The organism is Roseofilum sp. SBFL (assembly GCF_017746885.1).
In the GTDB taxonomy this organism is placed as follows: domain Bacteria; phylum Cyanobacteriota; class Cyanobacteriia; order Cyanobacteriales; family Desertifilaceae; genus Roseofilum.
In genome coordinates, this window is sequence record NZ_JAGHZH010000006.1 from 1 (window position 1) to 12,004 (window position 12,004).

7 protein-coding genes and 1 tRNA gene are annotated in these 12,004 nt (G+C 45.4%); 1 reads left to right on the forward strand and 7 read right to left on the reverse strand.

The features are described from left to right. Positions 1-564 precede the first annotated feature (564 nt). The 7 genes from J7545_RS00385 to purH form a co-directional block, all read right to left on the reverse strand. A complete protein-coding gene (locus tag J7545_RS00385; protein ID WP_318700712.1) occupies positions 565-1,362 on the reverse strand; it encodes an SAM-dependent methyltransferase in 798 nt (265 codons plus the stop codon). Positions 1,363-1,518: 156 nt separating this feature from the next. Next, positions 1,519-4,410: a PA14 domain-containing protein gene (locus J7545_RS00390; RefSeq protein ID WP_318700713.1), complete on the reverse strand. Its 2,892-nt coding sequence runs from the start codon at positions 4,408-4,410 to the stop codon at positions 1,519-1,521. 94 nt (positions 4,411-4,504) lie between these two features. Beyond that, on the reverse strand, positions 4,505-5,395 hold the full coding sequence (locus tag J7545_RS00395) for an alpha/beta fold hydrolase (RefSeq protein ID WP_413038683.1): 891 nt from the start codon (positions 5,393-5,395) through the stop codon (positions 4,505-4,507). Between the two features lie 97 nt (positions 5,396-5,492). Beyond that, complete coding sequence (locus tag J7545_RS00400) at positions 5,493-5,942, reverse strand: SRPBCC family protein (RefSeq protein ID WP_318700715.1); 450 nt, start codon at positions 5,940-5,942, stop codon at positions 5,493-5,495. A 110-nt stretch (positions 5,943-6,052) separates the two neighbouring features. Next, positions 6,053-6,463: a hypothetical protein gene (locus J7545_RS00405; RefSeq protein ID WP_318718984.1), complete on the reverse strand. Its 411-nt coding sequence runs from the start codon at positions 6,461-6,463 to the stop codon at positions 6,053-6,055. A 365-nt stretch (positions 6,464-6,828) separates the two neighbouring features. Further along, on the reverse strand, positions 6,829-9,030 hold the full coding sequence (locus J7545_RS00410; RefSeq protein ID WP_318718985.1) for a Calx-beta domain-containing protein: 2,202 nt from the start codon (positions 9,028-9,030) through the stop codon (positions 6,829-6,831). A 267-nt stretch (positions 9,031-9,297) separates the two neighbouring features. Then, positions 9,298-10,836 carry a bifunctional phosphoribosylaminoimidazolecarboxamide formyltransferase/IMP cyclohydrolase gene (gene purH, locus J7545_RS00415; protein ID WP_318700718.1) on the reverse strand — a complete coding sequence of 513 codons (1,539 nt, stop codon included), beginning with the start codon at positions 10,834-10,836 and terminating at the stop codon, positions 9,298-9,300. Positions 10,837-11,005: 169 nt separating this feature from the next. On the opposite strand from purH, the gene J7545_RS00420 reads away from it, so the two are divergent. Then, positions 11,006-11,078, forward strand: a tRNA-Arg gene (locus tag J7545_RS00420). Positions 11,079-12,004 lie beyond the last annotated feature (926 nt).

The following is a 12,004-nucleotide window of genomic DNA, read 5'->3' on the forward strand; positions in this document are numbered from 1 at the left end:
AGTGTTAACTCTCCATCCATCGTCTACTCTACTCTTCAGCTCTTTACCTTCCCTCTTATTCTAGCCCTCTTTCGGCAGAGTGACAAAAGAGGGGTATAGAAGAGAAAGAGTTGGTTAGAACAGTTATACCATTTCTCTTTAATCTTGCAACTAATCGATCACTGATAAACAAGGGGCTGGGCCCCCTTTTTAAAGCGCATCATCATAGAGAAATGGTATTAGGTTATGGTTGGAAGTAATAGAAAATGTCCTCACTCTCCCTTTCACTGCTATTAAGTAGGGATAGGTTCATCTAATATCCCCCATTTCTCACCAAGGTTATTGGTGAACTGGCTCACCAATATATTTTGTAATTTTTAGGGAAACGATTCTCATGGGAATGGGATTGAAATCATATCAGGCAGGATATTCGATCGCCACCTCAAAACCCTGATGCCAATTTTCAGGGGGTGCGAAGAGATCGGCGACTTGATAGGTTACCTTCTTTCCAACTAGGCATAGGGGGTATTATTGTGGATGGCATGATCGACCATTTCTTCAAGTCGCTGACGATCTTCCATAAGTTTAAGGGAGTTTAGTCGCACTAAAAAATCTGGCTCTACCTTCAAAGGGAACACCAGGAGTCGGTTCAAAGGGAGGGCGACCTAGGGACACGCTATAATTGGACGATTCGGTTATACTCGCTTGCCAACCATAGGATGAAAATAGGGCTATGGGGTCATCAAAGCCAGATTTAAAGTATCCTCGATAGGGTGCATAGTCAACCCCAGCTTTTCCGAGCATATCGCAACCCAAGATACTTGCAGGAGCGCTTAAGTCAGATAAAGTCTGGAGCAGTTGATGCACTTCTGCTTCTGTCAGATACATTAGCAGTCCTTCCATAATCCAAACCGTGGGATTTTCGGGTTGATATCCTTGCTCTAATAATAGGGCTTTCCAGGGTTGGGTGAGGTCGGCGGCGATCGCCTGGCGGTTAATCTGAGGTTCGATATACTGAAAATAGCTCTGCTTTGCCTCAATGACTTCAGCTTGATCGAGTTCATAGAGGGTTGTCTTATCTGGCAAAGGAAGACGAAAGGCACGCGCATCCATTCCTGCACCGAGGATAACAATTTGAGTTAGGGGAGGGACATAAGAGGCGATCAGATCGTCGAGAAACCGAGCGCGGACGGCGACATATTGATGATCGATCAGTTGTAGTTGTTCGTCTTTGAATGCGATCGCTTCTGGGGTGACAAACTGTTGGGCATAGGGATCGTCAAAGAGGCGATCTGGGCGATCGCTTTCTGCCGCTCGAATAGCAGCCATTACTCGTGCAGTAAAAGGAACAAAAGGAGTTCCTTTATTAGATTCAGAAGTCATTAATCGATCGCTCCACTACGGTACTGGATTTAGGGGAGTTTTCATCGTAGCTGAGGTAGTCTTCAAAGGTTTCAAATCGAGGGTGATTCGTTAGCATGGATTTACAGCGCTTCGCGCTAGGGAATAGGTAGTGGCAAGAGTGGTAATTTTAACTATCTAAGGATATAAAACTTCTTGGGGAATCACTTCCGGATCGAGAGTTGTGCTGGTCCAAATAACTCGAATAGTGGGATTTCCTCCTTGATTAATCCATTCAACTTTGATCGGGTATTTTTCTCCCCTTTGCAAAGCAATTTTAGGGACATAATTTTCCAAATCAGAAGAATCAAACACTAATTTATTATCAATCCATATTTTGCCAGCATCCTGGGCTTTTTTCAAGTACAGATAAAATTGATGATCTTCGCTAAATCTGGCTTGTATCTCACCTTCCCACACCATCTTGAAATCATCGGGAGCAACCCCAGAAATGGGGGAATTACTATAGTAGGGTTCGATATCAATTTTGGGAAAGTTAAACTCGTTAATAGCTGAGTTTCCCTGGATATCTTGATAGAGCGTTCCGGTTAATCCGGTTCCAGATAATTTCAGTGTTTTCACAGTTTCATCTAGCTTCAACTTACCCGTTGATTGTTTAATTTTATCCCATCCCAAAGTTTCATAAATGGGTAAACCTCCCGGTTGCGGACCAATCCAAAAACGGCGACCATCAGCAAATTCCATTAAGGCAAATCCTTGAAAATCCTGATGATTAGAAGCTTGATAAACAGAATCAGGATAATTATCTAAGGTTCGTTGGTCTAGGAGAGGGCCAATATATAATCCATCTTCAGTATAAACAGCGGCCGGAGTATAGTCTTGATCGATGACAATTACCGTATTATCAGGGCCAGAGCGCACATGCATGGGATAATAAAGTTTGCCACTATTTTTTTCCCGATGATCGAAGACTTTACGGGAAATCAGACCTAAGAGTTCTTGATTTTCATTCCATTTAATCAGACGATTGACGCGGTTTTGGCTACTGGGCCAGCGTCCCCCTAAGCTTTCATGAATGGTGAGATGGGATTGACTAACGAGATAGATATTTCCATTTGCATCTCGCTCTAATTCTCTTGCCCAATAGAAATTATTGACTGATTCAGGAATGGGGGGGCCGGGTTCGATATTTTGTAGGTTATAAAAGGGGATTTGAGGGTCATTTCCGAGCCATTCGGCTACCGGGACTTTATACCAAGCGAAGGAGGGATCGGAGCTGCCAAATTTTTGGGTAGGTAAATAATAGTTGAATTGCTCGTCCCAAGCTCCTTCACCGGCAAAATTCCAGCGAAACTCTTGGGGATAGAATAGGAATTCTTCGGGTTCCATGAGACCATTTTGATTGCGATCGCCCCAAGAAAAGCTTCTCGGTGCTTGACCTAAGTCCTGAAACCCTTGCCCCCTCGCCGCTTCCACCCAAGGTGCAGGAAAACCGTCTTCTCCAGATCCTCTCCACAGGTCACTATTGGGGTCGTGAACTACCGCTGTAGTTAAGGATACGGGCCATAATTTCCCTTGCTGGCGATCGACTCTTAAAATAGCCGGTCTTTTGGTGGCGAATAAATAGAGTTCATCTTGCCAATAAACCGGTTGCCAACGGGAGCCGATCGCCCGATTTTCGACAAATAATTTATCCCCCGGTTCGGCAAAGGAATAGACCTCTAACACCTCCCAGGTTCCTCGATCTACATTCAACCGTAATTTGACCACCTCTGGAGCATGACCAGTTAACCAAATAATGCTGGGGTCTTTAGGGTCAACCGTCGGCACTAAATAATAACTTAATCCCCCAAACCAAGCATTTAAAACCGAGCCATCAGCACTGCGAATATGGGAGGTTTGCCGAGGATAAGAACCCGGCTCTGTTGTATAAAATCCACCTTTTTGATCTGCGGTCACATCCGTCAGATCCCCGAACAATTCCTGTTGATAAACCCCAAGAGGTCGCCGCACTCCGCCATACTCCTGTACCTTGCGAAACTCTTGGTCATAGCGCCAAACCTGAGACCCTTGGCTAGTTTCATTCAGATATAACTCCCCAGTGATATGGTCGAGATCTAGGGCAACTACCCCCTGTAACCCGGTGATTTTGGTCTCCTGGATGTTCTGCACCGGATCGACAAAGATGACCTGATCTTGGGTATGAACCAGGACAGAACCCTGGCGATCGCCGCTTACTGCCGTAACTGCATTTACCCCTTCTAACCCCTTCACCGTCGCCAACACTCTCGTCGGATTCTCAACATCAAGCCAACGGATTTCCCCTAATTCTGGCAAAACGACAGCTAAATTATTACCCTCAAGATCGATATCGCTAACCTGAATTCCGCCCTCCGTAATTTTCCAGTCTCCTGCCGGTTGTCCAGTGTCCGCTGTTACCACTCTAATCCAATGGGTTTCCGTGTCTCCTGCTCCCTCATCCTTGAGCAAATAAACTTTACCCCCTCCAGCCGCCAAACGTTTCAAACGGCCGCCCTGATAATATTGCTCTTTAGTCCAGATTTGCTCTTGACCATCAGAGGAATGCTTCACCACCATAGGCGGAACTTCCGTCAGCCTTGCACCAAAATAAACCCCGGAGTCATCTACCGCCACCGTTCCCACCCCTGTGTGATCTCCTGGCCATAAATGATATGACTCTGAAGGCGGATTGACCCCAATATGGGTAACATAGCGGGAGGTAAACCCCGGATGACTTACCTGTTTCCAAGTATACTCACCCGCAGGAGCAGGATTCCCTTCCCCATCTAAACCATCCCACCTCACCTGATGAGTCCCAATTTCATAGGGTTCACCCCTTAATAGCTCCCTTACCAAAACTCCTTGGTTATTAAAAATACCTAAAGAGACTCGGCTTTTTTCCGTGAGAGTAAATTCTAGAGTCTGTCCAGAGGGAATAACCGCTTGCGTGATTAAAGGTTCAGCCGTTTGTGAGGTTTGACACCCAGAAAGGACTGTTCCTGTTGTTAATCCTAAAATGAGTAAGGGAAGATAAAAAGAAGAGTGCATGGCTTTTTACATGAATAGACATGGGGACACGGAGATGGGGACTATAGCGTGAACAGTTTTCCCATTACCCTTCTGCCGCGCAAAGTACTTAATCTTAAGTCCGCAATTGTTTCCAGAGTTGACGGATTAGACCAATAGTTAATCCCGGCATTTCTAACTGGGGGGTAAGTCCCACATTTTCTAGAGTCATAAATCGTTTCACATACTCTGGATTTAAACCGGCTAGGCGTTGACCAATTTCTGGGCCGGTAAATTGAGATTTTTTACCCCACAAAATAGCGGTTGGCGTAGTTAAACGGGGCATGTATTTAGCTAAATCAAAACATAAATCGCCCCGAACAAAGGAGAGTGCAGCATATTCGGCCTTGGGTTGTGTAGCTGATTCTAGATAGGCTTCGATAATTTCTGAGTAGATGCGCTCGCTTTGGGCAAATTGGCGATTTTGCAGAAAAGAGGCAATTCCAGCTTCTGTGGCGATCGCCGTGCTATAAACGAATTTATCCAAAACAGGAAATCTAATCAACTGGGCAAATAAACTGGCGCTATAATCTTCACCAAAATCCGATAATCCAGCCGGAGTAGTTAAAATTAAAGACTGGAATAATTGGGGATAGTCAATTGCAACTCGAATCACTAACGCTGCGGTTAACGAAGAGGCAATCACTGTGCAGGGTTCCTCACAGGTAAGTTCTAAAAACTCCCGAATTGTGGTCAGATAATCCTCAATTTCATAGTTGCGCTCTGGACGATCGGAACCACCCCAGCCGATTAAATCGGGAGCGAGGGTATAATACTCGGCCGCAAATGCGGGATAAACCTGAGACCACTCATAGGCCGATGACCCTCCTCCAAACCCATGTAAAAATACTAATTTAGGCTGTAATTTCACCTGAGAATCCCAGAAGGACTCGCTGGGGTGGTAGTAGACCATTCGGCCTAAGCTAGTTACCACGGAGTTTTGTTCAAAACCAGGAGGGATAATCATGTACGCCTTGCTCTGTTCTCAACGATTCCGCTCCCATTGTAATCAATTTTAGAATTAACCCACCCTAAATCATCATTAAATTGTTAATTAGTAATTATTAATTGTCCCGGCAATACCGTTGAGTCACTTGGTGACGATAGGTAAACATATCCTCCAGTCGGTCAATCACAAAGCTACCGAACAGAAATTCGGCGATCTCTCCCCCAAATAATTCTAAGCGAATCCTATCCGTTAACCGGGTTTGATTGCCTTCGCGGGTGAACTCATGGCGATGCACCCAACTCTGACAAGGGCCTTCGATTTGGCGATCGACAAAATATTCATAGGGCACACAATCCGTATGACGGGCTAACCATTTAATCGGGATTAATCCCAATTGAATTTCAAACTCTATAATAGCTCCCGCTCCTAAGCCTCCCTCTCGGCGCAAAACTTTTACCGGTTGCCAAGGAGGAGTTAAAACACTTAAGATATCAGCCCGCTCATGGAAGTCCCAAACCCTTTCAACTGGCGCATCAATTAAGGTGGATTTTTCAAAATTTAGCATACTTTTAATACGACTTAAGCCAGCAGTTAATCGACCATTAAAAGATAAAAAGGCAACGGGATTAGATCCAATTGTCTGCTAGAATGAATGGTGATAGACATATTTAAATCCTACTCCCAATCCTGAAGAGATTCTCTCAAAATTTCCTTACCGTCTTGTTCGACCACTAAAAACGATCCCCTAGCAGTGTTTAAAATCACGTAATAAGTATAGTCCCCATTGACCGCTTGAAAATATTCGCCGCTAGAATCATAATCGCTCAAGTCCAGTCGAATATCATCCCCCGTTTCTTTATCCACACCCACATAAGTGTAAGGTGCATCCCCACCACAAATACTCACCCAAAAATTCCTAGTTTCTGCTAAAAAATAAGTACTTTCGCTCTGATAACAATAATCTTGTAATTCAGCAATACGAGTTTGGCCCAGCACTTGACGCAATGGCATCACACTTACCAGTAAACCAAGGAGAATAGAGGCACTGAGATTGAGTCCCTTGCCGCTTAAGACTAGATTTTTCATATTGTGTGGAATAGTTTCCTCATCAATTCAAATTACTTTATCATAGCAAGTCCATTCCCCTAATGTCATTCTGCTACCGATTCCAGGTTAAGCTCATCTAATTGGGTCTCTCAATCTGAAACCACAGAACCGCACCAGTTAACAGCAAGTAGCCGATCTCGTTACTACAATTGAGAAGAGCAAACAACAAGTAAATATCCCAGTGGCGCGTCAAGCTTAATTTGAGGGAATAGAATTGTGCTGAAATTCACAAATTTCAAAAATCATAGCGATTTTCTAATAAACTATTTTAAGCTTACCAAGCCACTACTGCCGTGACCCAGCTAAAATAGGAACCCGGCAATTCGCAACAGTAGAAAGCCATCCTAAAGCACCACACTACCAGCACTTGCTCCACCTACATTTACTGCCGTCAGTGGAGTTCCACCAATCGTATCACTAAAATTACCTGCAGCATTCAATGTCCCTGTACCATTATGGAGAATTGAGAACGTACCGCCATTCACGGCAAACGCATTATTCGTGACTGTCAAAAAGCCTCCCGCTCCTAAATTCGTACCCGGACGAACCGCCAACCCATTATTACTACCCATTACCCGGTTATCCCGAACCACAATACTACCTGCATTACTCAACGTCGCTCCAAACGGAGACTCTCGCAGACGAATCGCTCCATCTGTTCCCCCATTATTTGTATTAATATTTTCCAAAAGGTTATTCTGAATAGTGACTGTACCGCCACCGGCTCTCACCCCAGCTACTTGAATCCCCTGCTGACGCACTGTATTCAAACGATTACCACTAATATTGGCTGAACCAATTGTATCTAACAAGATACCTGGAGCATCATCCCCAGGATTGCCAATATTATTCACCGCATTATTAATAATATTGACTGTATCCACCTCATAGATAAACATCGCCCGCTTTCCATCGCCCGTAATTCCATCAAACGAATTATCTTGAACCGTCAACGTACCAAACCCTCGAGGATTAGGCGAATTCAAAGACCGGAAAACACCATCTTCAATCAGATTTGTAAATGTATTACTGCGAATAACCACTTCACTACCGGGGTCTCTCAAATTCATTACTGGAGTTGCTGCATCCCCATCACTGGTAAACTCGAAACCATTGATAATAATTGGCCCCGCAGGAGAACCAGGGCGGTCAAATTCCACAAATCCTCCTGCGCCACCAATAGTTGCTTCTGGATTGCGAGCAGCACCCAACGCTTGATTGGCATTAGGCCCCAACAATTGCACGGGTTTATTAATATTAATTACTTGGCCAGGAATATACATCCCTGGTAGCACTTGCACCAAGCTACCAGTCGGTGTAGTAGAAACACGATTAATCCCGGCCTGAATTTGAGCAAAGGCATTAATACCAATAATTCCATCTCCCTCGGTCAGCGGCCCATCTCCATCCGGGTCAACGGGTGTACCGTTGGCTAGGGTTGCCCAGTTATCATCCACATATACCCAATCATCATCCAGAATTTTGACCTGAGCCGTATTTGGAGTGCCGACGATATAAAACCCACTATTCGAGAGGGTAATCGTCACATCCTCAACCGTATTAGGACTATCATTATTAATCGGCACAACGGGTAATTCCACTGTTGTGGCTCCAGCCGGAATGGTTACGCTCTCGTTGAGCATTTGGTAGCGTGTGCCATTTGCAGCCGTTCCCTGAACTGTATAGTTAACGGTTAGCGCGGCTTCCGTAGAGCCTCCAGTACGGGTGAGGGTAAAAATGCCATTGGTGGCTGGGTCTCCTTCTACAGCAATATTGGTCGTTGCTTCGACCGAAACTGTGGACGGTTGGGGAGGGGGAATCGGAGTGGGTGTTGGAGTGGGTGTCGGGGTTGGTGTTGGGGTTGGCGTTGGGGCAGGGATGGGATTTAAGTTTGTAGTAAAGTCTGCTTCGGTAATCTGATTCGGATTAACCCCAGAGAGCACCATCAGATAGTTGCTGGTTACCCCATCTTGAATGACAGTGGTGCCAGTAAATGCCCCAGTTCCAGCCGTAATTAACAGATTTTCAAAGGCTAAACCCGGTTCTAAGCCGAGTAAATCTTGTCCATTTTCAAAATCAACGGCAATATCTGCATCTGTGATTAAGGGGCCGCCAGTGGTAGGGGGTTGTCCAAATACATTACGCCGACCCATGACAAAAATATCCTGGCCGCCATCACCAAGCAGCACATCCGCGCCTAAATCTCCATGGAGAACATCATTTCCTCGGTCTCCGGAGACTAGGTCATTGCCTTGACCGCCATAGAGGATATCATTGCCCTGACCGCCATAGAGGGTATCATTATCTTGATTCCCATTCATGAAATCATCATCCTGGTTCCCAATCAGGATATCGGTTCCCTGTTCTCCAAAAATGCTGTCGTTATTTTCATTCCCAGATAAAAGGTCATTGCCGAAATTCCCGAAAATTAGGTCATCACCTTGCTGGGAAAATACTGTATCATTACCAGCTAGGAGAAAGATTTGATCGCTTGCTGGGGTTCCGACAATGAAGTTATTGCCGGGCATACCGTTGATAACTGCCATGGGTTCACGTCCTCACCCTAACCACTAGCTTATTTTAGCCGAATCTGGATTGTTGTCACGCTATGTTATAGTTCATTTCAATTGAGGTTCATAGATTATCACTTAGAAAACCCATTTGGGATCTTTACAGAGAGTATAATAGACAACGAATGTTATGCAGCAGTAGTTTGACTGATCCCAAATGGGGACTTATTGATCCGTTGTTATCCAAGAAAAAGCGGACTTGCCTCCCCAAATCGCTCTCTATGTCCTCAACTTTACGTTAAATTAATGTAGAAAATGGCGCATTCGGGTAAACACCATCACTACCCCTAACTCATTGGCTGCGGCGATCGAGTCTTTATCGCGCACGCTACCCCCAGGCTGGATAATCGCCTCAATTCCTGCCGCTGCAGCCGTTCGTACTGAGTCGTCAAAGGGGAAGAACGCATCGCTACCAAGTACTGCCCCACGAGCTTTTTCTCCTGCCTGTTCTAGGGCAATTTTCGCGGCTCCGACGCGGTTCATTTGACCGGCTCCTATGCCACAGGTGGTGTGATTTTTAGTCACCACGATCGCATTCGATTTCACATGCTTGACGACCTTCCAAGCAAAGAACAGCTCTTCTAACTGCTCTGGAGTCGGTTGTTTTTCCGTCACCACTTCCCACTGATCCGGGGTGCTAATGGTGCGATCGCTCTCTTGCAATAAAAATCCACCCGCAATACCCTTGATCATCACCTGCGGTCCTTGCATCAGATCCGGCAAGACCAAAACCCGTAACTTCGATTTCTTGTGTAAAAGGTCTTGAGCATCTGGATTGCAGCCGGGAGCAACCACGCATTCGAGGAAAATATGGGTTAACTCCTCTGCTGTTGGCCTATCAATGGGTTGATTGAGAGCCACAATACCACCAAATGCCGAAGTCGAATCAGCTTCTAGCGCCTTCTGATAGGCTTCTACCAGGGTATCCGCTACCGCCAGACCACAGGGATTAGTATGCTTCAAAATAGCTACGGCTGGCTTATCGGTAAACTCGGTAATAATTTGCCGTGCTGCCTCCAAGTCCACCAAATTGTTATAACTGAGTTCCTTTCCTTGTAATTGGGTGGCCCCTGACCATCCCTCTTTCCCGGTTCCCGTCTGATACCAAGCAGCGCTCTGGTGCGGATTTTCGCCATAGCGCATGGTTTGCCGCTTCTGTCCCGATAGGGTGAATTCAAGGGGCAACAGTGCCTCTTTCTGATGGGTTAAATAAGCAGTAATTGCTCGGTCATAGGCCGCAGTATGGGCAAAGGCTTTTATCGCCCGTTCTTTCCGAAATTCTGCTGAGGCTGTCCCACCCTGCTGACGAAGTTCGGTTAAATAAGCATCATAATCAGTCGGATCGCAGAGGATGGTTAAATGGGCATAATTTTTAGCTGAAGCTCGCAGCAAGGTGGGGCCGCCAATGTCGATATTTTTGATCGCTTCTTCTAATGTCACATCCAGTTTGGCGATCGTCTGTTCAAACGGGTATAAATTCACCACCACCAAATTAATCGGGCGAATGTCATTATCTGTTAAATCCTGAAGATCCCCCTCCAGATTGCGCCGCGCTAGAATTCCCCCATGAATGCGAGGATGGAGAGTCTTCACCCGGCCGCCTAGAATTTCTGGAGATCCGGTATAATCAGACACTTTTGTTACCATTAATCCAGATTCTCGTAGCGTTTTCGCCGTACCTCCACTACTGACTAAATCAAATCCGAATTCTTCCACCAAACTCCGGGCCAGATCCACCAGTCCCGTTTTATCTGATGTGCTAAGAAGGGCGAGAGGAGCCATAAGACAAGTGTTCCATGATTGATGAGCCACGTTTAAGGATACAGCAGGGATTTATTACCAATTAGAAATTAAACCTTAAAATTATTGAAGACCTGAACACGATACCTGGCACGCAGCCCAGGAAGAAGTTTCAATTTTGGAAAATCTGTGTTATGATTCTTTATGCTAAGGGCACGTAGCTCAGTGGATAGAGCACCAGATTCCGGTTCTGGGTGTCGGGGGTTCAAATCCCTCCGTGCTCGTCCATTTCAAGTATGGGCACTACAGGTTTTTCATCCCCAACACCCAGAAAAAAATCTGGTACTCTGCCTAAAATCTGCCTAAAATCATCCTACACCACTCCAAAACAGTGCAGGGTAAATAGGTCATACAAATAGAGTAAATCTATCCATGGAAGCATTGCCATAGAATTTCATCTATAAACCAATCACATGACCATCACATAAGCATCACATGACCATCACATAAGAGTTTTCTATGGATAAAGAGAGAGTCATAAGGTGTGATAAAATAGATATATATCCAAGCTGGAGACCCAACTAGGGTAACCAAAGAAGATATATATCCATCGGCACTCCATGGGCTGGCATGACCCGACAGAAAATTAAGGGTGACAAGCAGGACATATATCAATTGACTCGCCTTGACCCGGCATGATCGGAGAAAAGAGCCAACAGACTCCAGCCAATTGAATTCCTCCAAGGGTCATAACTTTGGTATTACCCTTCCACTCAGAAGGGATATTTTTCCACAACTTAGCCCTAGAAGTTTTGAGAGAGTCAGGATAGAGAATACCCACAACATCAGTTGACCCCCTAGCGGGTGATAAAGCGCACTCAAGGAGTTGGACACATCAAGGGCTCTACTTCGCTCTATCCTCTGCACTTAATTGCTTTGTCGCTGGAATTGTTATAAGGATACCAAATTCGCTTTAATTGGTTTGTCGCCCTTAAAACCCATACCTGAAAAGCGTTCTAGCCATCCCCAGAAATACGCAATTCAGAGATGGCACGGTAGCCGTTATTCCCTCAGTTCTAGTTCGTCAGAGCGATAGCAATAGGTTCCATTCCAATCCTCCTCCATTGCTCCTATCTTCACCTGGCATCCCCATTCTTCATTCTCATTTTGAGGATGGGTAATGATTGCCTCTAACTTTTCTCCATCAGGG

Excerpts from the sequence above, each read along its gene's own strand:
- J7545_RS00385 (WP_318700712.1), bottom strand. The coding sequence starts at position 1,362 with ATGACTTCTGAATCTAATAAAGGAACTCCTTTTGTTCCTTTTACTGCA.
- J7545_RS00390 (WP_318700713.1), bottom strand. The coding sequence starts at position 4,410 with ATGCACTCTTCTTTTTATCTTCCCTTACTCATTTTAGGATTAACAACA.
- J7545_RS00395 (WP_413038683.1), bottom strand. The coding sequence starts at position 5,395 with ATGATTATCCCTCCTGGTTTTGAACAAAACTCCGTGGTAACTAGCTTA.
- J7545_RS00400 (WP_318700715.1), bottom strand. The coding sequence starts at position 5,942 with ATGCTAAATTTTGAAAAATCCACCTTAATTGATGCGCCAGTTGAAAGG.
- J7545_RS00405 (WP_318718984.1), bottom strand. The coding sequence starts at position 6,463 with ATGAAAAATCTAGTCTTAAGCGGCAAGGGACTCAATCTCAGTGCCTCT.
- J7545_RS00410 (WP_318718985.1), bottom strand. The coding sequence starts at position 9,030 with ATGGCAGTTATCAACGGTATGCCCGGCAATAACTTCATTGTCGGAACC.
- purH (WP_318700718.1), bottom strand. The coding sequence starts at position 10,836 with ATGGCTCCTCTCGCCCTTCTTAGCACATCAGATAAAACGGGACTGGTG.